The following is a 24527-nucleotide window of genomic DNA, read 5'->3' on the forward strand; positions in this document are numbered from 1 at the left end:
CGCAATTTTCCAGCTCGATCGAGCTGATCCACTCGCCGCCGGATTTGATCACGTCTTTCAGCCGGTCGGTAATCTGCATGTAGCCGTGCTGATCAAAACAGGCGACGTCGCCGGTTTCAAACCAGCCGTCATCGTCCAGCGTCTGACCGTCGTAGCCGTAGTAGTCGTTGACGATCCACGGGCCGCGCACCTTAACAGCCCCGGAGCTTTCGCCATCCCAGGGCAATTCATTGTTATCGGCATCGACCACCTTGATCTCTACGCCGAAGGACGGGCGCCCCTGCTTCAGACGAATCTTGTTGTACTCCTCGCCGCTGAGCCCGTCGAGCTGGGGCGGAATGCCGCCGTTAAAAGTGCCCAGCGGGTTCATCTCGGTCATCCCCCAGGCCTGCTGGACCTCGACACCGTATTTATCGCGGAAGTCGGTCATGATCTTCAGCGGGCAGGCCGCGCCGCCGACCGTTACCCGGTTCAGACTGTCGACACTGTTGCCGGACTTACCCAGGTAGTCCAGCAGCGCCAGCCACACGGTGGGCACACCAGCCGAGGCAGTCACCTTCTCCTCATTGATCAGTGCGCACAGGGTTTCGCCATCGCCCATCTTCGGGCCGGGCATCACCAGTTTGGTACCGACGATAGGCGCGCTGTACACCAGCCCCCAGCCATTAACGTGGAACATCGGCACGATGGGCATGGCCACGTCGCGCACCGACAGCCCGAACACATCGGGAGCAATGCTGGCAAAGGCGTGCAATACGGTGGAGCGGTGGGTGTACATCACCCCCTTGGGATTACCTGTGGTTCCCGAGGTGTAACACAGCGCCGATGGCGTCGTTTCATCCAACTCAGGCCAGTCAAACTCGTCACTTTCTGCCGCCAACAGTGTTTCATAGCAGTGCGTATTGGCGAGGCTGGTATCGGGCATATGCGCCGCATCACTCAAGACGATATAGCCTTTCACCGCCGGCAATTTGTCCTGTAAGGGCTCGAGGATTTTTACCAGCGTGGCGTCGATAAATACCCACTGATCCTTGGCGTGATTAACAATATACTCAACTTGCTCGGGGAAAAGTCGCGGGTTAATGGTGTGGCAAATCATGCCGCTGCAAGACAGCGCGTAGTAGATCTCCAGGTGGCGGTAGTCATTCCAAGCCAGTGTGGCGAGGGTATCGCCGGGCTTCGCCCCCAACTTTTGCAGGGCATTGGCCAACTGCCGCACGCGGCGAAAGGCGTCTTTATAGGTATAGCGGTGGCGGGGGTTATCCGCCGTTACCGAGACAATCTCCGTGGCGCCATTCACGCGCTCAGCATGTCTCATGATAGATGTAATGGTGAGCTGACTCATCATCATCGGGGTCATTATTATTACCTTCCCTCAGCTTATTTGTGAACCATACTAGCTCAGCTTGGGCGACCAGGTGAACCGCCGACGCCCAGTCTTTCTGTAGGATTTCGGACGACCACAAGCGGATCTCGGCCCCGGCCCGGAGACAAATCGCGACAATCACGACTCACCCGGCTGGCACTTTGCCGGGGGGCTGTTATTGTGAAGGGAGTATTCTTATTATCGCAGACATTTATAAGACACGGGTCCGCCATGCCAGCCCCCATCAACGTAATGGATCTCAATCACAGCCCATTGCCCGCGCTGCCGGCAGCCAGCCTGCTGCTGGCCGATTTATTGCGCAGCGAAGAACCCGAAGTCGATCAGCTGGTGCAGCTGCTCGCCGACACCCCGGAGTTAACCGAGGGCAGCCTGAATTTTTTCAACTCAGCACTTATCCAGCCCCGTCGCACCCTCAGCGACATGCGGCGCGCCACGGTGCTGTTTGGCACCCGCAACACCATCCGCCTGTGCTTTGCGATAAGCGTTTTTAAACACTATTCGGCGCTACCGACAGCCGGACTGGAGCGCGACAGTTTTTGGCTGCGCATATTACTGCGCGCCGCCGCCGCGCGATTATTGGCAGAACTGGAAGCGGATCTTGTCGCCGACGAGGCGATCCTTGTCGCCACCTTGCAAAGCATCGGCATGCTGCATATCGACGCGCTATACCCAGACTTTTATCTGGAGATCGCCGAGACATGGCCCTCGCGCCAGCAGCTCAGGGCCATGGAAGTGGAGCAGTTTGGCATCGACCACGGCCAACTCAGCAGCAGCATGTTGAGCCGCTGGGGCATCGACGGCGACATCACCGAGGCCGTGGCACTGAGCCAACTCGATGAGCCCCTGCTCGAAATCGGCAAAGCCGAAAAACTGGCCTTTATCGCCAAGCTGGCCAGCCTGATTGCCGAACTCCCCTTCAGCCGCGAGCCCGATGCCATACTGCAAAAATTGCACTACCACTGTCGCGAGGAATTGCGCTGGATAGATGGCCAACTCGCCATGCAATTGCACCTATTTCGCAACCTGATCGACACACTGCAGCCATTGACCGAGCAACTGAATATTTCCTCTACCCTGCTTGTGCAAACCGAGCATCGCAGCCGAGATATCCTTCAGCCACAGCGCATTGACGCTGCGAGCAAGCACAGCCCACCACCCCTGCCGCAAAAACACCGGGAAGCCGGCGTCAGCGAGATCAGTGAAGCCATCGACCCCCTCACCGGCCTCTATAACCGCCACGCCTTCCCAGAGCTACTCGAGGCCACCCTGCACAATTGCGAGTTTGACCAACAGCCGCTCAGTTTGGTGATGATTAGCATCGCAAACTTTCCAAGCCTGCAAGAAGCTTACGAGCAAACCCACTGTGAAGGCCTGCTGTCGGAAATGGCGCAGATCATTGAAAGCCGCACTCGCAAAGACGACATGCTCGCCCGGGTAGCCGATGCCACCTTCATTTGCGCACTGCCCGGCAGCGGCCCGACAGAGGCCGCGGCCATTGCCCGGCGCCTGCTTGCCGCGGCCGAAAACTACTGCGAAACGGCCGAGCCCGGCGCCCGCTTAATCAGCAATGTCGTTACACAACAGGAGGGCGACAAGGCACTCAGTGCCAAGGCCCTAGTGAAGCAGCTTGTCGAGCGCGAACCCCACTAACAACGCCGCTGGGGCCCAGCGCAAAAAATATCTCACTCCGGGTAACAGGCATGTAACAATCAGCCCGCAGCGGCATCTAACGCCCACACTCTGCAATCCCGGGAACTTTGCATGAAATACCAAGCGGGCGATCGCGCCACCTCATTAAACCTGCCGGCGATAGACGGCAGTGACTTCGACACCAGCAGCCTTGCCGGCAGGCCCTATATGCTGTCGTTCTTCCGCTTTGCCAGCTGCCCGTTTTGCAATATGCGCGTACACCAGCTGGTGAAACGCTTTAATGAATTCAGCAATGATTTCACTATCGTCGCGGTATTCGATTCGCCGCTGGCCAATCTCCAAGAACACGCCACCGGCCACCACGCCCCCTTTGCCATTTTGGCGGACGAAAGCGGCAGCGCCTATGAAAGCTACTCGATTGAACGCTCTATTCTCGGTGTCTTAAAAGGAATGTTTACCCGCCTGCCTACGGCAATTCGCGGCATGTGTAAGGGCTACATCCCCACCACGATCCAGGGCAACATGACCACCATGCCCGCCAACTTTCTGATCGACCGCGAGGGCATTATTCAGCTTGCCCACTACGGCCGCGACGAGGGCGACCACCTGCCGATCGAGACCTTAATCGAGTTTTGCCACAGCCAAGCGGCCAAGCCCTGAGGCCACTGCGGGGCCTAACATAGTGGCCCCTAGAAAAACGCCTTGAAATCGACGCCGTAGCTCAGCGGATCGACGATGCCTACGTGGTAGGTGCCCAGCACATCGCCGGTCAACCCCCCGGGCTGTGAAATGCGCTCGTTGTTAAGCAGGTTTTTGCCCCACAGGGCAAACTCGTACGCCCCTGACTGCGTGGTAAAACTCAGGCGCGCGTTCAATAGTTCACTGTCGTCGCCATAGCCCGGCACGCGGTAAAACTCGTCTTGGTGATCTTCATTTTCAGGGTCGGTATTTTCCTCGTAGATATAGTCGACATGCAGCAACACCGTGCCGAAAGACAGCTCCGGCGACCAATCCAACGTCAGGGTATATTCCTGCGGGGTACTGGCAGAGCGCTGATCGGCGGTAACAAAATTTCCCTGCGCGTCGTAGTGGGCCTCGCGACGCGACTCCTGCTCGCGGTAGGTATACACCACGCCCAAGCGCAAGGAATCGGTGGCCAGCCAGTCCAGGGTTAACTCCACCCCCTGGATATCCTCATCGGTATTGATCACCGTGGGCACCGCCGCGCCACTGCCGGGCTTTTGTGACTCGATGGCCTCCTGACGGTCATCGATAATCATTTTAAACAGTGCAACTTGTGTGCGAATACTGGTGTCCAGAAAGTCGCCCTTCACACCCAGCTCGTAGTTTGTCACCACCTCTGGCGCCAAAGGCACCTCTCCCGAGCCCGGGTTTAAGGAGTCGTAGCCACCGGATTTATAGCCCGTCGAGTAGCTGGCGAAGGCCATCGCGGTTTCAAGCAACTGGTAGTTGGCAACCAAGCGGCCGGTGATTTTGTCCCAATGTTCACTGGCGGTTTCCACGCCATCGCTATTGAAAAAAAAGTTTTCACCCTGGGCCTGTGATAGCGGAAAGTCCGTTAGTGGCGCCTCCCAACTGAAGGTTTTTTTATCTTTGCTATAGCGCAGACCGGCGAGAAGATTTAACTTTTCCGTGACGCTGAAATCGGCATCGGAATACACACCGTAGCTTTCGAAGTCGCCCTTATTGGTCATGGTTTCGGTGACAAAGTTGCCCGCGATTGCGCCACCCAGCAAGGAATTGATCACACTGGGCGGCACGCCCAGCATATCGGAGGCCAACTCCACCACCGCGCCGTAACTAAAGGTCAGCGCAGTGAGCTGGTAAGTATTTTCTGTGCTGTAATTCGCGCCGAACACCATATCGACACGATCGAGCGCCAGATTATATTGTGCCTCGAAATAACTGATGTCCGAATCTTCAATATTGTTGGTATCGACATAGACATCCTCGACCGCCGTGCCATCTTCATCCTGCAGGTTATAGGTTTCAAACGCGCGGTGACTGGCGGTAAAGCTCAGTGCGCGGCGCTCATCCAGCTCGTACCAAAGCTTGCCCACGACGCCGTGCATATCCCGCGACTCCCCCGGGTTCATCGCATCGGTATTCAGCTTGCGAGCCGTCGGATCGGGGTAGTTGGAATGCTGCTCGCTCGTGCCCAGTCGCGCCTGCGGGCCGTTATCCACCTTGTCGTAATCCGCGGATAACTGCATGCGCAAGCGCTCACTGACCTGCCAGAGCAGGGCGAGCTTCACAAATTGGTTATCTTGCTCCTGCGGGTCGGGGCGCGCCGGCCCCTTGTTGTCGACCACGGCATCGCGCTGATTGTGCAGTGCATTTATCCGCAGCGCCACGTCCTTAGCAAGCGGCAGGTTGGCCATACCCTCAATGCGCACTAGGTTTGCACTGCCAAGTTTCGCCGCCAAAAAGCCCTCGCGCTCCTCCACACTTGGGCCATTGGAAACAAAACTCACCACCCCCGCCGCCGCATTGCGGCCAAACAGTGTGCCCTGCGGCCCCTTGAGCACTTCCACGCGCTCCATATCGGAAAATGGCACAGTAATCGCCGCCCGAGGCAGGTAGACACCGTCGAGGAATGTCGCCACCGAGGGGTCCCCACCGGTGCTGATATTGGAGCTCTCAACGCCGCGAATCACAAAGAAGGACTGCGTGACACCGCCGGCATCCTGCACGCTGCTGCCGACCTTCAAACCGGGAATATAGGCCTGAATATCGGCCATGGTCAGCGCGCCGGTGTTCTCTAGATCCTGAGTGCTAAAGGTATCTACCGTGACGGGCACCGTCATCGCGCTCTGTTCCCGCTTCTGGGCTGTCACCACCACTTCTTCTAAGGCGAGATTGTTGGCGGCCTGCAGCAAGGGGGCGGCGGCAAGTAAACCAGCAAGCAATAGCGCTGGCGATAAGCGACGGGCACTCATACTCTTCCCTCTTCACTTGCTAACAAGCTATGCCCAGCCGCAGCGGCCCGGGCCAGATGTCACTCAGCGGCAAACAGCCAGCGCCGCTCAGCACATAGATAAATCGTTAGTTACTTCTCCACTTCTAGCATATATTCCGCAACCTTGCGTCTTAGCTCCGCTGACAAATGCCCCTGTGATGGCATCGGCGGATAGTCGGGGCGCACCTTATGAGGGGCGGCAATATAGTCGGCAATGCCCTGGGCATCATTGTGATAGAGCGCTTGCAAGGTCAGTGTTGGCGGACCGATCATGCGCATATTGTAAGCGTGACACCCGGCGCAAATACCCTGGTAAAGGCGTTGAGTACGGTCTTCATCATTCTCTATCGCTCTCGGCGGGGCGCCGTCGGCAAGCAGATAGCTGTCGATATCGTGGGTGTTCCGCCGCTCACACTGACTCCATTTCTTCAGGCCAAAGGTCAGGTATTGCTGCTTATTCACAATACAGTTGTCGGCCTCCTGCGCAGAACCCAGGTTGGCAAAAATATCGGGGCCTCGGCGGCTAAACTGGGTGAGCATCGCCGCCTTGATATCCGGCACCGGATCGCTGCCGTTGTCGAACATCAAATTATCGAGAATGGCGATACGATCGGGGTTGGGTTCGGATTCGGGGTCGGAAGCTATATCGGTGATAAACGCCAAGTCGGTAATCACAATACCGGCGGTGGTATTACCGGAAATAATATTGCCCTCCACAATGACGTCATCGGCAGCCATAATCACCACCCCGATGCCGCGCGGCACTTTTGCGACAATGGATCCCGGGGCACCGAAATTTTCGGTGTTGTTGTTCACCACAAAATTGTTGCGCAAGATGACATCGTAAGTGGTTTTGATCGGCAAGCCGGGGGTAATAAACACCAACAGACCCGCGGTGTTGTCGTGGGCATAGTTGTTTTCAACAATGGCGTGGCGAGTATTTTCAATCTCGATACCGGCCACGTTGTCGAACACTTCATTGTGGCGCACCACCACGTTGTCGCACATGCCGACGTAAATGGCAGCGTCCTCTATACCACTGAGCACGTTGTACTCAATCAGACCATTTTGGCCAAACTGGGGAAAGATGCCATATACCCCGGTGTCGATTACCCGGTTGTAGCGAATGCGGTAGTTATTTCCCGCCTGCCCCATAATGGCGTTGCCCTTGTAGTGCTTGATGGTCAGCCACTCTACCGTCACGCCATTGCCCGAATATAAAATGGCATCGTTGCGCTTGCGCTCGCCGTCCATCACCGGCCACTGCCCCTCAACCACCACGCCGCGCAGGGTGATATTGTCTTTGTCGACGTAGACACTTTCCTTGTAAGTGCCCGGATGGATCAAAATCACATCGCCCGGCGCAGCCTTATTCACCGCCTCTTGAATAGAGTCACCATCTTCGACGGCGATCTCGGCGGCCAGACCCAAGGGACTCGCCAACAGCACAAATAGCCATAGCGCCAACTTGGCAATAGCCGTTTTCATGATCGTACTCCTCAGGGTAATCGACGGTGACATCGTCATTTCTATTGGCTTCCCAGTATCGGTGGCAGCCCCGATGGAACAGCAGCGGGCAACACCGGCATAAAGCTTTGGTCACTGAGCGTCTTCATAAAATCCACCAGGCGGTCCAGCTCCTCGTCACTGAGGTTCGGCTCCCAGATATGCCAGTGCAGACTCAGGGCTTCACCAGCAGGGACCGCGTGCCCGCGCCCGCCGTTGTAAAACGCCGTGGCTTGGCGCAGCGTGGCAAAGCGCCCGGAGTGCATATACGGTGCAGTAAACGCAATATTGCGCAGCGTCGGCACTTTAAAGCCGCCGCGCTGAGAGGCGTCACCGGTCACCGCCTGTACACCGGGATCTAACGGCCGACCAGCGGGTTCAGGCGTACCCAATACCGCCACTTGCTGATTGGTGAACAGTGGCGGGGTATGGCACTCAGCGCAGCGCGCGACAAAGGAGCGAAAAATATTCATGCCCTCAATTTCATGGGCAGTAAGCACCTCGTGATAGCCGTGGGCATAGAGGTCGTAGCGGCTATTGAGGGAAATCAAGGAAGATTCAAAGGCGGCAATGGCGGTGTAAATCTGCGCCAACTGGATACTGGCGTCGCCGTTAAACGCCTGGGCAAAAAGCGCGGGGTAGGTCGTCGTGGCGCGCAAATCCTGCAACAGCTTGGCCGGGCTGTTCGCCATCTCGCGGGGATCGTAGAGCGGACCTTCCATCTGCGCCTCCAGCGAGTCAGCGCGCGCATCCCAGAACAGTCGGCGCAAAAACGCCACATTCCACAGTGTTGGCGCCGAGCGCTCGGCCAGCTGGCCGCCGGCGCCAATACTGCGACCGCGACCGTCGGCAAAGCCCTGCTGCGGGTCGTGGCAAGAGGCGCAGCTCAGCTCGCCAGTGCCGGACAGAATGGGATCGAAAAACAGCAGGCGCCCCAAGTCGATCTGCTGCGGCGAGAAACCCTCGCGCAGCGCCGGCAATCCGGTTTTCAGACCGCCGACCCCACTGCCTTGCAGCGAGGCGTAATCGCGGTACAGGCTGCGCAGATAACAACCGCCCTCGCGCAGCTCAAAGCCGGCGGGGCAGAAATTCTGCAGCTGCCAGCCGGACTCAGCCTGCGCCGCCGGCAGCAACAGAGCCAGCAGCAGCGCGCCGCTGGGTCGGCGCAATAACCCGAGCATTAGTCCGCCAGCGATTGGATGTATACCAGCACATCGTCCAGCACCGCCTCGTCGGGCAGCGAGCCGGCCATCATCGCCATTTGGTAGCCATACTTATCGCCTTGATCGGCGCCCCGCAGGCCGTCGCGAAAATGCGTGAACTGACGCCGTAAATACCAGTCATCGACGCCGGCCAGCGCCGGTGCCTGCAGCAGCTCAAGTCCCTCTGCGTTAGGGCCGTGGCAGGCGCCGCAGAGGTTGCTGTAGTAGTCCGCACCGCGCTTGGCATCCCCGGTTAAGGTCGCCGGCGCCGGCTTGTTGCCCAGGCCGGCAATGTAGCTCACCACGGCCTCGACGGCCGCGTCGTCGGGCAGTGTTTTAGCAATCGCCTGCATCTGCTGGCCGTAGCTGTCTTTGGGATGGCTGCCGCGCTGACCCGCGCGGTATTGATCAAGCTGCCGCCGCAAATACCAGTGCTGCTGATTGCGCAGCGACGGCGCGCCCAGCGCCCGATTACCTTCCGCCTGGGCGCCGTGACAGGCCGCGCAGGCCTGATACAAGGCTTTGCCATCGGCGCGGCTGCCCGAGCTCAGCAGCTGCTGCGCCTGGCTTGCGGCCTGCTGGCTGTCCGCCGACGGCCCGGAGTCGCCAGCGCAGGCAAATAACACGCTGCACCACGCCAACATCACGCCGCGGCATGCGGCTCGATAGCCAAAAACCCTTCCCATATTCCGCTCCAACAGGCCGGCGGCCTAGCGCGTGTATCGATGACACAGCGGCCGCCATTACTATTATTTTTATTGAGCATAGCCTGCATCGCGCAATGCGCACAGCCAATTGACCAGCCGGTGTTCACCGCCAGTCGCCGGCCATACCGACACCGGCGCACGGTGCATCGGCGCGGCGTTGGCTGTTGATTTAAACCGTGGCCCGACAGGCAAAGCCCCTGCACCGCCAGGTAAAGGCCACCAACACAAACCAGAGACGCGGGCTTGCCGCTCAGCCCTGAACTTGCAGCGCGGCCACCTCCGGGTAGCGTTGCTGCCAATCGCGCACCAGCGCCCGCTGGTCGATATCATCCGGGTGGAAGCCGCGGCGAAACGCGCGAACAAAATGCGGCAGTGATTCGCGCATCAAGCCGCCCCGTCCCCAGAAAAACCGCAGCGCCTGCCACCATTCACCCAGACTGGCACGACGGCCGTCGGCGCGCAGTAACTGGCGCTGAAACACCATCACCCGGCCAAAAAACAATATCAGCGCTATCATCAATACCCGGCGGCGCAAAAACTCATCGCCAACCCGCTCGCGAAACACATCAAACGCCACCGCCTTGTGCTCGATTTCCTCGACCGCATGCCAAATCAGCATATCTTTAAACGTCGGCTCCATTTGCGCCAACACCTCTGGGTGGCGCAGGGCGTGCTCGGCCAGTGTCGCCGTGACATGTTCCAAGGCCACGGTAATCGCCAGCTGGCGCTGCGGCTTGAGTCGCTGGCGCGCAATATCGAGCAGGGCCTTGGCTCTTGCGGCCACCGCCGCCATTGGAAACCCCTTGGCCTGCAATGCGGCATTAAAATCTTCATGGACCCTGCCGTGATGGGCTTCCTGGCCGATAAACCCGCGAATGCGCTGCTTGAGCGCCGGGTCCTCAATCTCCTTCTGGTAGTGGCGCACAGTGTCGATAAAGAAGCGCTCGCCGTCGGGAAAAGTCGCCGACATCGCGTAGAAAAAGGCAGAAATTAGCGGGTTGCCACCAAACCAGTACTTGTCCATTTCGCTGGGCATAACAAAATTCATACGCCTAACCGTAATGCTATTGTCATCCGTCATCGCTGTTCTCCTGTGACCGGCAGGCGCTATTGCCGCAGGCGCCGGGGATGACCAAACTATGGCATAGTGACCTTCGCCGCGGCAGGTTATATTCTCGCAGCGGCCGGTGTTTTTAGCGCAACTTTAGGGACAGCCATGGACACGGAAAAACTGGGGCGAGGCTGCCACACCATTTCCAGCGACTACCTAATATCGCTGAGTGAACAGGCCTTTGAGCGCGGTGTAAATGTCGGCGACCTGCTCGCTGGCAGCGGCCTCAGCCCAAAGGTATTGCTATTACAGGACGTCAGTATTGGCCACGAATCCTTCTTGCAGGCGGTCAGTAATTTTCAGGCCGTTGACGGCAACCTCTGGTCGGCCCTGGAAGGCGGCCGCCGCATGACCCTATCCAAGCACGGCTACCTGGGCTACGCCGCCCAGCACAGCCGCAGCGTGCCCGAAGCTGCCGACAAGCTCTATCGCTATGTATCAACCCGCGTTGACTTCATCGCCCTGCAGCGCGGCGAGCACAGCGATCGCGCCGAGGTGATTATCCAACCCCAGGTTAGCGACAGCCCCGCCATGCGCTATGTTTGCCTGAGTTTGATGGTTTGCCTGGAAACCCTCAGCCGCCAAATACTCGGCCGCCCGGCCACTCAGCTGGCCAGCCGCATCACCATGACAGGCCCCGCCCCCGACAGCCCGGCGCCACAGCTGCCCGGCGGTTCGAGCATTCTCTTTGACCACGACTATTACAGCGTGTCCTGGCCGCGGAGCGTTCTCGATACGCCGCTGAGCAGCCGCAATGACGACTTGGCATCACTGGCTGTTGCGCGCTGCGAATCCGAACTGCGCCGCAGCCAGCCCAGCCAGAATACAACTTCGCGGGTCGTCGCTCAGCTGCAACGCAGCCGTGGTGAATCCCCCGCCATTGATGACATCGCCGCCCGGCTCAATATGTCGACAGCGACTCTGCAGCGGCGCCTGAAAAGCGAGCACTGCAGTTTCCAGCAACTCAAGGACCAAATTCGCGAGCGCCAGGCCCGCGAATTGTTGAGGAGCCCCGCCAGCGTCGAGCAGATCGCCGAGCAACTGGGCTACAGCGATGCCAGCAACTTTACCAAGGCTTTCAAAAGCTGGACCGGCTGCACACCCAGCCAGTTTCGCCAACAGGAAACCAACTAAGGCGCACACTCCCCGGCCGCTGATCCCAGTAAGAAAAAAGGCACCCGAAGGTGCCTTAACGATTACGCGCCGACCACTTAGGGGTTGTCGGTATACAGGGTGTAGTCACCACTGCCACTGTAGGACTTCACCCGCCAGCGGTAGCTGCCACTGGTGCCGCTGTAGCTGATTTCCTCATTGGAGCTGCTGCTCTCACTGCTGGCCACACTGGACCAACCGCCAAAGAACAAGCTGCTGCTGTACTTCTCCAGAATCAGGTCGAAATCGGCATTGGCCGGGCCTTCAAGCAGCGCATAGAACTGACCACCATTGCTGTTAAAGCCATTGCTGCTGGGGCTGTAGTCATTGTCATTGCTGCCACTCAAGGTACCGCTGGTCTGCTCGCATTCCGGGCAGGGGCCGGCACCGGGTTCAGCCAAGCTGAGCTGTTGGCTGGCACTGTCCTGCTGGCTGGCCGTATCACTGACCGTCAGCGTAACCGTGTAATCGCCATAGGCCGCATAGCTGTGACTGGCGTTCACCCCACTGGCACTACTGCCATCGCCAAAATTCCAGCTGTACTGGCTGACCGCCTCATCATCGCTGGAAGCCGACGCATCAAAGCTGCAGCTCAGCTCGTTACAGCTGTAGCTGAACGCGGCGTTCGGCGGGAAGTCGACACCCTCGCCCTGCGCCACTTGCAACAACAGGTTGGGTGAACCGCTACCAAGGCCGCTAAGCTGGTTGGCCACGCCGTCGTTAAGCAGTGCGCTGAACACTTCAGCAGGCGTCGCACCGGGGTTTTGCGCCAGAATCAACGCCGCCGCACCGGCCACATGGGGCGCTGCCATTGAGGTGCCGCTAATGGTGTTGGTGTCGCTGTCGCTCTGGTACCAGGCAGAAGTAATCGATGAGCCGGGGGCGAAAATATCGACACAGCTGCCCTTGTTGGAGAACGACGAGCGCGCATCAGAGGAGGTGGTCGAACCCACGGTCACCGCCTCGGCAACCCGATTAGGCGAACCCGTACAAGCATCAGTGTTGTCATTGCCGGCCGCGACAACCATCGTTACACCGGCATTGACCGCACCGCGCACCGCCTCGTCCAGGGCCGAGCTATTGCCACCACCCAGACTCATATTGGCCACCGCCGGCGCCTGGTGATTCGCCGCCACCCAGTCAACGCCGGCGATCACCCCGGAGTTGGTCCCCGAGCCGTTGCAGTCCAGCACCCGCACCGGGTAAACCGTGCTGCCCTTGGCAACACCGTAGCTGCTGCCCGACGTGGTGCCGGCAACATGGGTGCCGTGACCGTTACAGTCTTCCGTGTCCTCGGGATCGGTACTGCCGCCAAACAGGCCGCCAGCGGAAGCAAAATTGCGCCCCGTGCCAAAGCGACCGCTAAATTCGTTGTGACTGCTGCGAATACCGGTATCGACGATGTAAACATGCACACCGCTGCCATCAACGCTGTAGCTGTACTGGTTGTCCAGCGGCAGCGCGGGCTGGTCAACCCGGTCCAGTCCCCAGGTGGCATTGCTTTGCACGGCGGCAATACTGACCGTTTGATCCTGCTCGACCAATTTAACCAGCGGGTTTTTCGCCAACAGCGCCGCGGCCTCCGGGCTCATTTTGGCGACAAAACCACTCACCGCATTTTGATAGAGACCCAGCAATTCGCCACCCACCGTGGCCAGCAAGCTGTCCACCAACTCAGGCAGAGGCAAAGCGCCGAGCAGACTGCCCTCAGCCTTTTGCAGCAATACGATGTACTGGCCGTCAATCAACTCGCCGGCCGTCAAATTATCGGAAACCGAGGCCTCGAAACGACTCAGCTCTTGAGCCGACTGGTTTTCCGCCGCAGAACTTTGCGCAACCGCGCCGCTATTATCACTGTCACTGCTGCTGCCACCACCGCAGGCACTCAGGCTTAGCGCCAGTACCGAGCTCAGTAACAAAGGTTTTTTAATCGTCATGGATATAGAGTCCCCAATATTATTTATTGTCGTATGCTGGCCATATCCCTCGGCCTGGCTCTAACGGCCAGCGGCGACTATAAACAATACTGTTAGTGACAAACCGTTAACCACCGCATATTGACAGCGCTAACTTTGCCAGCGCGGCTCAATTAACTCGTTTTGTGACGCACATCAAGGAAGCGCAGCCAACAGCCGCTACCAGCGCGCGAAGTGATTCTCGGCGAAGCCCCACTGACCATCCAACACCAGGGTTTCTTCCGCCAGCTGAATACGGCCGTAGTAGCGGCCAAAATACTGGCTGAAATTCGAGGCAATCAGCACGGCGTTGCGGCGCTCACAGCGCCGCCCAGCCGGCTCGAAACGCAGGTCGAGCACGCCGTCTTGGGAGCGCATAAACCACGGCGCCTCGCCGTCTCGGCGATTAAATTCAAAGGCCACGGTACTGAGTTTGACCAGCTTGTCATCCAGCCACAGGGCGTTTTCGGTATAGCCGGTATCGTTGACGCCGGCAACCAAGTTAAAGCCCAGCCGGCGACCATCGCCGAGCCGCGCCGACAGGCTGCCCCAGTTCCAGAAGGTTTCGCGACGCATATAGCCGGCGCTCCAATCAACCCCCGCCAGGGCCTCACTGGCCGCCAAATCTAACTCGCGGCCGCGCCAGCGCAAGCGCCCACTGGCCGGCCTCGCGGTGGTCTTCTGGGTGTAGACCCAGCCCGCGTAACCGGCGCGCGTGCAGATCGACAGGGGTTGATAGCCCGCTGCCTCGTCGATCTCCGCATCGATGTACAGACCACTGGCCAGGGACAACTCGACGCGGCGGCTGCCGGCTTGAGCACTGATACGCAGCTGATTGCGGCCGCTGGCAAAACGCGCCTCACCGCAATTGGGAGTGGTGTCGATGTGGCTGCGGCGCGCCAGCGGCTGCACAAAGCTGAATTCCTCAAACTCGCCACTGCGGGGAGCGTAGCAGTAGACAAAGGCATTGCTGACCCATTTCAAATCGACGATCGCCAGGCCGACGATCAACTCCTCGCAGCACAGCGATATAAACTGAAACTGGTTAAAGGCGAAATGCTTAGCCAAGCGGCCACGCGGCTTATCCATGGCATCGCGCAAATCGAAATCGCGGTAATTGATATTCGCCAGCGGCTGCTCAAACAGGCCAAATTGCGGCTGACCGTCCGCACCAATAAGATTGCCCCCAACACTGCCGTCCACCCACACCTCCCCATTAATTTGCTAGCGCATTCGGTTGAGTCCGCTGCGCGGCACCCATGGTAGACCAAACCGCCAAGCGCCAACAGCCGCCGCGACAGAATCCACACAGAGAACTAGACGACCGGTCTATTAGCATGTAGTCTGGCAACCATGAAAGCGACCAATAGCAAGTCCCAGCGCGGCGACAGCCGCCAGCGCATCCTCGACGCCGGCTACTCGCTGATCAGTCTGCGCGGCTTTTCCGCCGTCGGTCTCAGCGAGTTGCTGGGCAGTGCCGGTGTCCCCAAGGGCTCTTTTTATTACTACTTCAAATCCAAAGAGCACTTTGGCGAGGCCCTGTTAGACCACTATTTCTGTCGCTATCAGCAGCGTGTCGAAGCGCTGATGAATGCGTCCGACCTCAACGCCCGTGAGAAATTGCTGCGCTACTGGCAGCGCTGGCTGGAAAATGAGTCGGGGCCCTGCGAGAGCGAACGCTGCCTGATGGTGAAGCTCTGCGCCGAGGTCGCCGACCTCTCTGAAGCCATGCGACTGCGCCTGAAGAACGGCAGCGACACGGTCATCAGCCAACTCACGACCCTGCTACAGCAGGGTCAGGACGACGGCTCCCTGCAAAGCCTTGAGCCGGCAGCCAGCGCCGAGGCCCTGTATCAATTGTGGCTGGGCGCCAGCTTGCTCGCCAAAGTACAGCGCAGCGATGCGCCCTTGCGCAGCGCCATGCACAACACCCGACAACTACTCCAGCAACATCCCTAGTATCACCGGCGGGCACCGCCAGCGCCGACACCAACACAACGCGAAATAACAGGAGTCACCATGAGCCAGAGCCCACAACACAACCGCCGCATTGTTCTCGCCTCGCGCCCCCAGGGCGCACCCAGTCACGACAACTTTCGACTGGAAACCGCCGACCTGCCGCAACTTAATGACGGCGAAGTGCTATTGCGCACCGTTTACCTGTCATTGGACCCCTATATGCGCGGCCGCATGAGCGACGCCAAATCCTATGCCGAGCCAGTGGGCATTGACGAGGTAATGACCGGCGGCAGCGTTTGCCGCGTGGCTGCCTCCCGCAACCCGAAATTCAGTGACGGCGACTGGGTGCTCGCGCTCGGCGGCTGGCAGGACTACTGCGTGTCCAACGGCGAGGGACTGATGCCACTGGGCGACAATCCCAAGGCGCCGTCCTACGCGCTGGGGATTCTCGGCATGCCCGGTTTCACCGCCTATATGGGCCTGCTCGATATCGGCAAACCCCAGGCCGGCGAAACCCTGGTGGTGGCCTCTGCCACGGGGCCGGTGGGCGCCACCGTCGGCCAGATTGCCAAACTCAAGGGCTGCAAGGTAGTCGGCGTGGCCGGTGGCCCGGAGAAATGCGCCTACGCCGTCGAGGAACTCGGCTTCGACGCCTGCCTCGACCACAAGGCCGATGACTTTGCCCAGCAACTTAAGGCCGCCTGTGGTGACGGCATCGACATTTACTTTGAAAATGTCGGCGGCAAAGTCTTCGATGCGGTATTGCCGCTGCTCAACACCGGCGCCCGTATTCCGCTGTGCGGCATGATCTCGCGTTACAATGCCACCGAATTGCCCGACGGCCCCGACCGCATGTCGCTGCTGATGCAGGCGATACTGGTCAAGCGCATGACGGTACGCGGCTTTATTATTTTTGACGACTACGGCGACCGCTACCCGGAATTTGCCGGCGACATGCAGCAGTGGCTGGCGGCCGGCAAAATCAAATACCGCGAGCACCGCGTCGACGGCCTGGAAAATGCCCCCCAGGCCTTTATCGACCTGTTAGAAGGTCGCAATTTTGGCAAAATGGTCGTGCAAGTGGGCCCCGAGCAGGCCTGACCAAGCAGGCGGCTCGCAGGGGCCGCCGATCCCTAGGACTACGCACAGGAACAAGTATGAACATCTTGATGGTGCTCACCTCCCACGACCAATTGGGAGACAGCGGCGAAAAAACCGGCTTCTGGCTGGAGGAGTTTGCCGCCCCCTATTACGTCTTCAAAGATGCCGGCGCGCAAATCACCCTGGCCTCGCCCAAGGGCGGCCAGCCGCCGCTGGACCCCAAAAGCGACGCCGACGACGCGCAAACCGCCGACACCGAGCGCTTTCGCAACGACACCGAAGCTCAGCAACTGCTGGCCACTAGCCACAAGCTCAACGATATGCGCGAGCGCGATTTCGACGCGATTTTTTATCCCGGCGGCCACGGCCCGCTGTGGGACCTGGTCGACGACCCCCAGTCGGTGCTGTTGATCGAGCAGTTCTACCACGCCGGCAAGCCGGTGGCGGCCGTCTGTCACGCGCCGGCGGTGTTCCGTCACAGCATTGAAGCCAATGGCGAGCCACTGGTTAAGGGCAAGCGCATCACCGCCTTCAGCAACAGCGAAGAGGCCGCCGTTGGCCTCAGCGAGATCGTACCGTTTTTGCTGGAGGACATGCTCAGCGAACGCGGCGCGCGCTACGAAAAAGGTGAGGACTGGGCCAGCCACATCGTCTGCGACGGCCAGCTGCTCACCGGCCAAAACCCCGCCTCGTCAGCGGCGCTGGCAACAGCCGTCATCGAACAGCTGCGCTGAGCCCCGCCCTGCGGGCGGCCTCACCGCCCCCTGCCCTAGCGACATTTTCTTACGCAGCCAATACAATAGCGTCCGCAACTTAATCAACGCGGACGCACCATGACCGACCTGCCGAATATTCACGCCGACTCACTATATGCCATTGATGAAGAGGCGCTGTTTAAGACCCCCGACAATGCCTCGCCGGTGAAAATTCTGCTGCTCTACGGCTCACTGCGCGAGCGCTCCTTCAGTCGCCTGCTCAGCGAGGAGGCCCAGCGCCTGCTGCAGCACTTCGGCGCCGAGACCCGCATTTTCGATCCCCGCGGCCTGCCGCTGCCCGACGCCGAGGAGCCCGACCACCCCAAGGTGGTCGAGCTGCGCGAGTTGGCCCAGTGGTGCGACGGCATGGTGTGGTGCTCGCCGGAGCGCCACGGCGCCATGACCGGCATTATGAAGGCGCAGATCGACTGGATTCCGCTCAGCATCGGCGCAGTGCGCCCCACCCAGGGCAAAACCCTGGCGGTGATGCAGGTGTCCGGCGGCTCGCAATCCTTTAACGCGGTCAACCAACTGCGCGTACTGGGGCGTTGGATGCGGATGTTCACCATTCCCAACCAGTCCTCAGTGGCCAAGGCCTGGCTGGAGTTTGACGACAACGACCGCATGAAACCGTCGGCCTACTACAATCGCGTGGTCGATGTCATGGAAGAGCTGGTCAAGTTCACCCTGCTGCTGCGCGACCGCAAGGACTACCTGGTCGACCGCTACTCAGAGCGCGTGGAAAGCGCCGAGCAACTTAAGCAACGCGTCAGTCAGCGCAACTGATCGATGGCCAGCGAGCAGGAATTCATCCGCCTCAGCGAACAGCGCGGCAGTGCAGAGCACGGCCTGCTGCAGCTGGCCGCCGACTTCCACCTCGACGCCTTTCAGCCCTCGCTGTTTTCCCTCTGCGGCATCCACTGCCCGGCCACCATCGCCGCCGCCACTCGCAAACGCCAGGCCGAATACTTTGCCGGCCGCTGGCTAGCCGATCGCGCGCTGAACGCCTTTGGTATTGACCGCTTCACCCTGCTCGCCGATGCCAAGCGCTGCCCGCAGTGGCCCGAGGGTCTGCTCGGCAGCATTAGCCACGGCGACGACAAGGCGCTGTGTGTCACCGCCAGCCGACAGCACTACCGCGCCGTCGGCGTAGATATTCAACGGCGCATTTCCGCGGCCGCCGCCGCCAAACTGCAGCAGCGCATACTGTCGCCCAGCGAGATCCAGCTGCTCGCCCACAGCGGCCTGCGCCACGGCGATGCCGTGGCGCTGTGTTTTTCCGCCAAGGAAAGTATCTACAAGGCGCTGTACCCCATAGTGCAGCGCTATTTCGGCTACCGCGCCGCCGAGCTGATCGCCATCGATCCGTCGCGCAGCCAGCTGCACTTTGCCATCAGCCCCGAACTCGCCGACCTGCCCGGCTGCCCCAGCGAAGTCAAACTGCTATATGAACAGGTCGGCGAGCTGCTGCGCAGCAGCCTGCTCCTTGAGCACTGACAGCCGCGCATAAAAAAGGGCACCAAAAGGTGCCCGAAGGAGATGCTGGAGAAGCATTGCCCCACTACCCCGGGGCCGGGTATTACAACTCTAGCGGCTGGTTCACCAGTGGCAGCGGCGGCAGCAGGTGCATCTCGCTGCTCAGCACGGTGCCACCCGCAGTAAAATAATCAGGCAAGGCTGCCGGGTCGTCCTTAATCGCCCCCAGCAGCGGCACCATCGCAAACACGGTATCCGGGCCCAACTGGGAGCCAAAGCCCGCCAGCGACTGGGGATTTTCAGCGATGCTATTCACAAACGTCTCCACCGCCGCCACCGAAGTTTCGACCTTGCCCAGCGTCGCATAATCAGACAGTGCAGAAAGATCCAACTGCAAGGCCTCCAGGCCCGGCAAGGTGATGTCGCCGCTACCCACAGCGGCCAATTCCACCAGCGGCAGCATATCCGCCCCCGGAATACCGCCGCTACCCAAGCCATTCACAATACTCAGCAAGGCATTGACACCCGGCAGCTGCGGCGTCTCGGATGACAACAAAGGCAGGGCGTCCAGTAAACCGCTGAGGCCGGCCACATCGCCACCACCGGCGGGCAGCGGCAGCGCATCCAAGCCCGGCAGCGGCAGGGCGTCTAAACCGGGCAGCCCGGCAGTCGTTAGGGCATCCAAACCGGGCAGTGGCAGGGCGTCCAGGCCGGGCAAATCGGCACCCGCGCCAGCGCCAACATTGGCCAGCGCCCCCAGACCGGGCAGTCCGCCGCCCAAGCCAGCCAGCACATCACCCAACACCGGGATCTGTGGCAGCTGAGCGTGACTGAAACTAGACACCGCCAGTGAAACTCCAAGGGCAAGACCGCTTTTTAATCGACGAAATGACATGCGAAAGACTCCACGTTTATTATCGGCCAAGGCGCATCAATGCCCCCGACCCCGACACTGCAAACGCAGCGCCCTGGCAACACCACCACTAGGCATTGGCGTTATACCGCCACCCACAGAACTAAGGTTGTTACGCAAATTACTATGCACAACTACGCTATCAAATACGCACATACACCTACCCAAATAAGGGAAATACCGCAAAAGCCGGCCCGCGCAATGTCACGCCTCACCCGCCCTAGAGAATCAGGCCGGCCGCCGAGTTAAGCGCAACACGGCACTGCCAGCCCCGGCCGGCACAGCAACTATGACTCGCCAGCGCCACCACACTGCTCTAAGCTGCTAGCCGAAATCACCACCAATCGGCCTATCGACAAGGAACCGCCATGACCGACAAGTCCCTCGGCGAGCGCCAGCACTACCGCTGGTTTACCCCCATCTCCACCCGCTGGATGGACAACGACGTGTACGGCCACGCCAACAACGTCAACTACTACGCCTGGTTCGACACCACCGCTAACCGCTATCTCATTGAGCACTGCGGCCTGGACATTCACCGCGGCCAGCAAATTGGCTACATCGTGCACAGCGAATGCTTTTACCGCAGCGCGGTCGCCTTTCCCGATGAACTGGAGGGCGCGCTGCGGGTGAATCGGCTGGGCAACAGCTCCGTGGAATACGGCCTGGCCATCTTCCGCCGCGGTGAAGCCCAGGCCGCCGCCCACGGCCGTTTCACCCACGTGTTTGTCGACCGCGACAGCGAGCGCCCGCAAACCATGAACGAGGCTTTGCGCAGGGGACTGGAGCGCATTCTCGGCGAGAGCCACCCGCTATGAGCAGCGCCCGCTTCCGCTACTGCCAGCCCGGCGACATCGACGCCGCGCTGCCGCTGATCATCAGCTCCGGCCCAGAGGCCTTCGCCTACGCCTTCAACGACCGCAACAGCGATCAGCTGGACGCGTTTTTACGCCGCGCCTTTGCCACTGGCGGCAATGAATTTAGCGCAGAGCAGCACCTAGCCTTAGAAGAAAATGGTGAGATTGTTGCGCTGGGCGCGCTGCGCTTCGCCGCCCAGACACCGCGCTTCACCGCACAGGCGATGACCTTAATACTGCGCCATTACCGGCCGCTGGCCGCGCTGCGCACCGCCTGGCGCGGACTGCGCACCGAAGCGGTAATCAAGCCGCCGCCCCGGGGCGTCGCCTTTATCTATCAACTGGCGGTGCGCCCCGACCAGCAGGGCCGGGGCCACGGCCGGCGACTGGTTGCCGAACTGCTGCGGCGCGCCCAGCAACAGGGTTATCGCCGCGCCGGCCTCAATGTCTCAGAGGAAAATCCCCGCGCCCAAGCGCTGTATGAGCAACTGGGTTTTCGCGTGGTACAGCAATACCACAGCGCCCTGCGCAGCGACTTTGGCCATGTGCCCGGCCAGCGCTATATGGAGCTGGCACTGGCCGCCAACACATAACAATAAGGAGCCACCATGCAACTGCAACGCCCCGACCTACTGCGATTCGACAATTATATAAACGGCAAATGGCAAAGCGCTGAGCGCCGCTTTGCCGTGCACAATCCCGCCAATGGCGAGCACCTAGGCGAGGTCGCCGACGCCGGCGCCGACGATTGCCGCCGCGCCATTGCCGCCGCCGAAGCCGCGCTTCCCGCCTGGCGCGGCGCCACGGCCAAACAGCGCGCTGAGCTGCTGCAGCGCTGGTATCAGCTGATTTGCCTGCACCAGCGCGACCTGGCCGCCATACTCACCGCCGAGCAGGGCAAAATCAGCGCCGAAGCCGACGCCGAAATCGGCTACGGTGCCAGTTACGTGCAGTGGTTTTCCGAAGAGGCCAAGCGCATAGATGGCGACATTGTCGCGGCGCCCTCCAATGACAAGCGCCTGTTGGTGATCAAACAGCCGGTGGGCGTGGTTGCCGCCATCACCCCGTGGAACTTCCCGAATGCGATGATTGCCCGCAAGGCGGCACCGGCACTGGCCGCAGGTTGCAGCTTTGTCGTCAAACCCGCCCATGAAACGCCGCTGAGCGCGCTGGCGCTGGCGGCATTGGCTGAGGAAGCCGGTATTCCCGCCGGGGTATTCAACGTGGTGTGCAGCAGCCGCGCCAGTGAAATCGGCGGCGAAATGACCAGCAACCCGACGGTGCGCAAAGTCAGCTTTACCGGCTCCACCGGCATCGGCAAGCTACTGTTGGAACAGTGCGCCGCCACCGTAAAAAAAACCTCGATGGAACTGGGCGGCAACGCGCCCTTTATCGTCTTTGACGACGCCGACCTGGACGCCGCCGTAGCCGGCGCCATGGCCTCTAAATACCGCAACGCCGGCCAGACCTGTGTGTGCAGCAATCGCCTACTGGTGCAGGACGGCATCTACGAGGAATTTGCCGCCCGCCTGGCCGCCGAGGTACAGAAGTTTCGCCTCGGCGACGGCGCCCAAACCAGCAGTACCATGGGGCCATTGATCACCCCCGCCGCCTGCGACAAAGTCGCCGGGCTGGTGGATGACGCCCTGGCCCGTGGCGCCTCGGCCATCACCGGCGGTCGGCGATCGGCAATCGGTGAGCACTTTTACGAACCCACGGTACTGCGCGACGCCACCCCACAAATGCGCGTGTTCCGCGAAGAGATCTTTGGCCCGGTAGCTCCGCTGTTCCGCTTTCACAGCGAACAGCAGGCCATCGAGCTGGCCAACGACAGCGAATACGGCTTGGCGGCTTACTTCTACACCCGCGACCTGGGGCGGGTGTGGCGGGTCGGCGAGGCCTTGGAGTACGGCATTGTCGGCATTAACGAGGGCAGCACCGCCAGTGAGATCGCGCCCTTTGGCGGCATGAAGCAGTCCGGCATCGGCCGCGAGGGCTCCAAATACGGCATCGACGACTACCTGGAAATGAAGTATCTGTGCCTGGGCGGACTCAGCGAATAACGCCAAAACCACAGGCATAAAAAAAGCCCTCAAATGAGGGCTTTTTACTCTCTCGGCCGCGCTCAGACTTCGGGGTCGAAGGTGATCGGCATCGCCTTGATGGTATTGATAAAGAACGAACGCATATAGGTCACATCGCCGGCGAACTTGGGGTTGCGCAGACGCGGAATCAATTCTTCAAAAATAATATTGAGCTCCATACGCGCCAGGTTCATCCCCAGGCAGAAGTGCTCACCGATACCGAAAGAGCGAATCTCGCGGCGCATATTCGGCAGGCGCTTGGCGCGGTGAATATCAAACTTCATCGCGTCGTCGCCGTAGGCATCTTCGTCGTGGTTGACGGCGTGGTAGTGAAGCACCACCTTATCGCCCTTCTTGATATTGTGGCCGTTCCACTCGATGTCCTGCGTCGCGGTGCGGCGCATGGCAATAAATGCGGTGTTGTAGCGCAGCATCTCTTCAACGGCATCGGGGATGTCTTCCGGGTGATCCACCAGGTGCTGCAGCTGCTCGGGGTGTTCAACCAGCAGGCGCATACCGTGGGCGGTGGCAGTACGGGTACTCTCGTTGCCGCCGACCATGATCAGGATGAACATCCAGGCGAACATTTCCTCGTCGACCTTCTTGCCGTCAACTTCGCCATTCAGCAGCGCTTCAACCACGGCACTGGTGGGGTTTTCGCGCTGTTTGGCTGCCAGTTCAGCAGCGTAGGCGATCACTTCAAAGCTCACCGCATTGGCATCATCGCGGCTGGTGGCCAGGTCCGGGTCATCGGCAAAGGCCATGATGTTGGTCCAGTCGAAGAACTGCTTGCGGTCTTCCTGGGGTACACCCAGCAACTCCAGAATTGCCATCAGCGGCAACTCGGCGGCCACTTCTTCAACAAACTCGCACTCGCCTTTCTTGGCCACACGATCGATGATCTCGCGGGCGCCCTTGCGCAGCCACTCTTCCATATTCGCCACCGCGCGCGGAGTAAAGGCGTCGCGGACAATTTTGCGATACTTCATGTGCTTGGGTGGATCCATGGCGATAATGATGTTCTCGTGCATAATCGCCTGAATTTCTTCTTCGCCCTCGGGCACTTCCATCGGGAAGGGACCCTCAATATTAGACGAGAACAGATCCGGGTTCTGCGACACAAAGTCCAGTGCATCGCGCTTCACCACCGCCCAGTAGGGCACACCGTTTTCGGGATCTTCCATGTACACCATAGAACCCGCCTGGCGGATCTTCGCCAGCTCTTCATAGGGCATGCCGTTCTGGTAGGTATCCAGACTGAGCAGGTTGGCAAATGGACACTGGCTCATAATTGTTTTCCTCAATCAGGCCCAAAAGGGCATTTTCACACCGTTGTTATTCGCTAGCGCGCGACAAGTCTGACCGTCCCAGAACAAAAGTAACAGGTCGTTAACCAAAGGTAACAGACCATTAACCAAATTTCCAGACTCATGTCCTCGCCACAATGACAATTGAGGCGCCATCGCGATGGTCGCATCTATTAATCTAGCTCATCACCGCGCCCTTCACCGCCCGGTCTATAGCTCACCACCACCGGAAAAAGGCGTCCGGCGTCGGCCACACCCGGGTATTACACTGGCCAGTCCGGCACCAATCCCCGATAATGCCGCCTTATCGCCACCAGCCGAGATGTCAGCATGAGCCTGCCCACCCTGCGCCTAGCCAAAAACGAAGAACGCCGCCTGCGCGGCGGGCACCTGTGGATTTACAGCAACGAGGTCGACAAACAGGC

22 protein-coding genes are annotated in these 24527 nt (G+C 59.9%); 12 read left to right on the forward strand and 10 right to left on the reverse strand.

Annotated features, from left to right (window positions below):
• The coding region (locus tag ABYM29_RS08520; RefSeq protein WP_372864308.1) for a long-chain fatty acid--CoA ligase at positions 1–1360 on the reverse strand (1360 nt) is incomplete at its 3' end.
• 237 nt (positions 1361–1597) lie between these two features.
• On the opposite strand from ABYM29_RS08520, the gene ABYM29_RS08525 reads away from it, so the two are divergent.
• The gene (locus ABYM29_RS08525) at positions 1598–3037 is read left to right on the forward strand and encodes an HDOD domain-containing protein (RefSeq protein WP_372864309.1); all 1440 of its coding nucleotides are present in this window, start codon (positions 1598–1600) and stop codon (positions 3035–3037) included.
• Between the two features lie 111 nt (positions 3038–3148).
• Positions 3149–3697 carry a redoxin domain-containing protein gene (locus tag ABYM29_RS08530; RefSeq protein ID WP_372864310.1) on the forward strand — a complete coding sequence of 183 codons (549 nt, stop codon included), beginning with the start codon at positions 3149–3151 and terminating at the stop codon, positions 3695–3697.
• A 29-nt stretch (positions 3698–3726) separates the two neighbouring features.
• Here the strand turns inward: ABYM29_RS08530 and ABYM29_RS08535 are convergent, their stop codons facing one another.
• The 5 genes from ABYM29_RS08535 to ABYM29_RS08555 form a co-directional block, all read right to left on the reverse strand.
• Positions 3727–5997 carry a TonB-dependent receptor gene (locus tag ABYM29_RS08535; protein WP_372864311.1) on the reverse strand — a complete coding sequence of 757 codons (2271 nt, stop codon included), beginning with the start codon at positions 5995–5997 and terminating at the stop codon, positions 3727–3729.
• Positions 5998–6107: 110 nt separating this feature from the next.
• A complete protein-coding gene (locus ABYM29_RS08540) occupies positions 6108–7505 on the reverse strand; it encodes a parallel beta-helix domain-containing protein (protein WP_372864312.1) in 1398 nt (465 codons plus the stop codon).
• Between the two features lie 41 nt (positions 7506–7546).
• Positions 7547–8704, reverse strand: a complete 1158-nt coding sequence (locus tag ABYM29_RS08545) for a cytochrome-c peroxidase (protein WP_372864313.1) — start codon at positions 8702–8704, stop codon at positions 7547–7549.
• On the reverse strand, positions 8704–9411 hold the full coding sequence (locus tag ABYM29_RS08550; protein ID WP_372864314.1) for a cytochrome c: 708 nt from the start codon (positions 9409–9411) through the stop codon (positions 8704–8706). The genes ABYM29_RS08545 and ABYM29_RS08550 overlap by 1 nt, the downstream gene beginning before the upstream one ends.
• Before the next feature lie 271 nt (positions 9412–9682).
• A complete protein-coding gene (locus ABYM29_RS08555; RefSeq protein WP_372864315.1) occupies positions 9683–10513 on the reverse strand; it encodes a metal-dependent hydrolase in 831 nt (276 codons plus the stop codon).
• Between the two features lie 135 nt (positions 10514–10648).
• On the opposite strand from ABYM29_RS08555, the gene ABYM29_RS08560 reads away from it, so the two are divergent.
• The gene (locus tag ABYM29_RS08560; protein WP_372864316.1) at positions 10649–11677 is read left to right on the forward strand and encodes a helix-turn-helix domain-containing protein; all 1029 of its coding nucleotides are present in this window, start codon (positions 10649–10651) and stop codon (positions 11675–11677) included.
• Positions 11678–11754: 77 nt separating this feature from the next.
• On the opposite strand, the gene ABYM29_RS08565 is transcribed toward ABYM29_RS08560, so the two are convergent.
• Both ABYM29_RS08565 and ABYM29_RS08570 read right to left on the reverse strand, forming a co-directional pair.
• Entirely contained in the window at positions 11755–13632 is a 1878-nt protein-coding gene (locus ABYM29_RS08565; protein WP_372864317.1) for a S8 family serine peptidase, read from the reverse strand.
• A gap of 198 nt (positions 13633–13830) precedes the next feature.
• Entirely contained in the window at positions 13831–14853 is a 1023-nt protein-coding gene (locus ABYM29_RS08570) for a DUF2804 domain-containing protein (RefSeq protein ID WP_372864318.1), read from the reverse strand.
• 150 nt (positions 14854–15003) lie between these two features.
• On the opposite strand from ABYM29_RS08570, the gene ABYM29_RS08575 reads away from it, so the two are divergent.
• From ABYM29_RS08575 to ABYM29_RS08595, 5 genes are all read left to right on the forward strand, one after another.
• The gene (locus ABYM29_RS08575) at positions 15004–15609 is read left to right on the forward strand and encodes a TetR/AcrR family transcriptional regulator (protein WP_372864319.1); all 606 of its coding nucleotides are present in this window, start codon (positions 15004–15006) and stop codon (positions 15607–15609) included.
• A 60-nt stretch (positions 15610–15669) separates the two neighbouring features.
• Positions 15670–16710, forward strand: a complete 1041-nt coding sequence (locus ABYM29_RS08580) for an NADP-dependent oxidoreductase (RefSeq protein ID WP_372864320.1) — start codon at positions 15670–15672, stop codon at positions 16708–16710.
• Between the two features lie 56 nt (positions 16711–16766).
• Positions 16767–17444 carry a type 1 glutamine amidotransferase domain-containing protein gene (locus ABYM29_RS08585; RefSeq protein WP_372864321.1) on the forward strand — a complete coding sequence of 226 codons (678 nt, stop codon included), beginning with the start codon at positions 16767–16769 and terminating at the stop codon, positions 17442–17444.
• A 99-nt stretch (positions 17445–17543) separates the two neighbouring features.
• Entirely contained in the window at positions 17544–18251 is a 708-nt protein-coding gene (arsH, locus tag ABYM29_RS08590) for an arsenical resistance protein ArsH (protein ID WP_372864322.1), read from the forward strand.
• Between the two features lie 3 nt (positions 18252–18254).
• Positions 18255–18962, forward strand: a complete 708-nt coding sequence (locus ABYM29_RS08595; RefSeq protein WP_372864323.1) for a 4'-phosphopantetheinyl transferase — start codon at positions 18255–18257, stop codon at positions 18960–18962.
• A gap of 82 nt (positions 18963–19044) precedes the next feature.
• Here ABYM29_RS08595 and ABYM29_RS08600 read toward each other — a convergent pair whose 3' ends face one another.
• Entirely contained in the window at positions 19045–19836 is a 792-nt protein-coding gene (locus ABYM29_RS08600; RefSeq protein WP_372864324.1) for a hypothetical protein, read from the reverse strand.
• Between the two features lie 386 nt (positions 19837–20222).
• Between ABYM29_RS08600 and ABYM29_RS08605 the strand changes: the two genes are divergently transcribed.
• The 3 genes from ABYM29_RS08605 to ABYM29_RS08615 are packed head-to-tail and all read left to right on the forward strand — an operon-like array spanning position 20223 to position 22774.
• A complete protein-coding gene (locus ABYM29_RS08605; protein ID WP_372864325.1) occupies positions 20223–20672 on the forward strand; it encodes an acyl-CoA thioesterase in 450 nt (149 codons plus the stop codon).
• A complete protein-coding gene (locus ABYM29_RS08610) occupies positions 20669–21304 on the forward strand; it encodes a GNAT family N-acetyltransferase (RefSeq protein ID WP_372864326.1) in 636 nt (211 codons plus the stop codon). Before ABYM29_RS08605 ends, ABYM29_RS08610 begins: the two co-directional genes overlap by 4 nt.
• Positions 21305–21319: 15 nt before the next feature.
• Positions 21320–22774 carry an NAD-dependent succinate-semialdehyde dehydrogenase gene (locus tag ABYM29_RS08615; protein WP_372864327.1) on the forward strand — a complete coding sequence of 485 codons (1455 nt, stop codon included), beginning with the start codon at positions 21320–21322 and terminating at the stop codon, positions 22772–22774.
• Between the two features lie 62 nt (positions 22775–22836).
• Here the strand turns inward: ABYM29_RS08615 and ABYM29_RS08620 are convergent, their stop codons facing one another.
• Positions 22837–24084, reverse strand: coding sequence for a cytochrome P450 (locus tag ABYM29_RS08620; protein ID WP_372864328.1), 1248 nt, complete (start codon positions 24082–24084; stop codon positions 22837–22839).
• A 348-nt stretch (positions 24085–24432) separates the two neighbouring features.
• Between ABYM29_RS08620 and ABYM29_RS08625 the strand changes: the two genes are divergently transcribed.
• The coding region (locus tag ABYM29_RS08625; protein WP_372864329.1) for a hypothetical protein at positions 24433–24527 on the forward strand (95 nt) is incomplete at its 3' end.

Source organism: Spongiibacter sp. (assembly GCF_041602295.1).
Classification (GTDB): Bacteria; Pseudomonadota; Gammaproteobacteria; order Pseudomonadales; family Spongiibacteraceae; genus Spongiibacter.

What these genes read in the sequence shown, in the direction of transcription:
- ABYM29_RS08525 (WP_372864309.1), top strand. Translation starts at nt 1,598, where the DNA reads ATGCCAGCCCCCATCAACGTAATGGATCTCAATCACAGCCCATTGCCC.
- ABYM29_RS08530 (WP_372864310.1), top strand. Translation starts at nt 3,149, where the DNA reads ATGAAATACCAAGCGGGCGATCGCGCCACCTCATTAAACCTGCCGGCG.
- ABYM29_RS08535 (WP_372864311.1), bottom strand. Translation starts at nt 5,997, where the DNA reads ATGAGTGCCCGTCGCTTATCGCCAGCGCTATTGCTTGCTGGTTTACTT.
- ABYM29_RS08540 (WP_372864312.1), bottom strand. Translation starts at nt 7,505, where the DNA reads ATGAAAACGGCTATTGCCAAGTTGGCGCTATGGCTATTTGTGCTGTTG.
- ABYM29_RS08545 (WP_372864313.1), bottom strand. Translation starts at nt 8,704, where the DNA reads ATGCTCGGGTTATTGCGCCGACCCAGCGGCGCGCTGCTGCTGGCTCTG.
- ABYM29_RS08550 (WP_372864314.1), bottom strand. Translation starts at nt 9,411, where the DNA reads ATGGGAAGGGTTTTTGGCTATCGAGCCGCATGCCGCGGCGTGATGTTG.
- ABYM29_RS08555 (WP_372864315.1), bottom strand. Translation starts at nt 10,513, where the DNA reads ATGACGGATGACAATAGCATTACGGTTAGGCGTATGAATTTTGTTATG.
- ABYM29_RS08560 (WP_372864316.1), top strand. Translation starts at nt 10,649, where the DNA reads ATGGACACGGAAAAACTGGGGCGAGGCTGCCACACCATTTCCAGCGAC.
- ABYM29_RS08565 (WP_372864317.1), bottom strand. Translation starts at nt 13,632, where the DNA reads ATGACGATTAAAAAACCTTTGTTACTGAGCTCGGTACTGGCGCTAAGC.
- ABYM29_RS08575 (WP_372864319.1), top strand. Translation starts at nt 15,004, where the DNA reads ATGAAAGCGACCAATAGCAAGTCCCAGCGCGGCGACAGCCGCCAGCGC.
- ABYM29_RS08580 (WP_372864320.1), top strand. Translation starts at nt 15,670, where the DNA reads ATGAGCCAGAGCCCACAACACAACCGCCGCATTGTTCTCGCCTCGCGC.
- ABYM29_RS08585 (WP_372864321.1), top strand. Translation starts at nt 16,767, where the DNA reads ATGAACATCTTGATGGTGCTCACCTCCCACGACCAATTGGGAGACAGC.
- arsH (WP_372864322.1), top strand. Translation starts at nt 17,544, where the DNA reads ATGACCGACCTGCCGAATATTCACGCCGACTCACTATATGCCATTGAT.
- ABYM29_RS08595 (WP_372864323.1), top strand. Translation starts at nt 18,255, where the DNA reads ATGGCCAGCGAGCAGGAATTCATCCGCCTCAGCGAACAGCGCGGCAGT.
- ABYM29_RS08600 (WP_372864324.1), bottom strand. Translation starts at nt 19,836, where the DNA reads ATGTCATTTCGTCGATTAAAAAGCGGTCTTGCCCTTGGAGTTTCACTG.
- ABYM29_RS08605 (WP_372864325.1), top strand. Translation starts at nt 20,223, where the DNA reads ATGACCGACAAGTCCCTCGGCGAGCGCCAGCACTACCGCTGGTTTACC.
- ABYM29_RS08610 (WP_372864326.1), top strand. Translation starts at nt 20,669, where the DNA reads ATGAGCAGCGCCCGCTTCCGCTACTGCCAGCCCGGCGACATCGACGCC.
- ABYM29_RS08615 (WP_372864327.1), top strand. Translation starts at nt 21,320, where the DNA reads ATGCAACTGCAACGCCCCGACCTACTGCGATTCGACAATTATATAAAC.
- ABYM29_RS08620 (WP_372864328.1), bottom strand. Translation starts at nt 24,084, where the DNA reads ATGAGCCAGTGTCCATTTGCCAACCTGCTCAGTCTGGATACCTACCAG.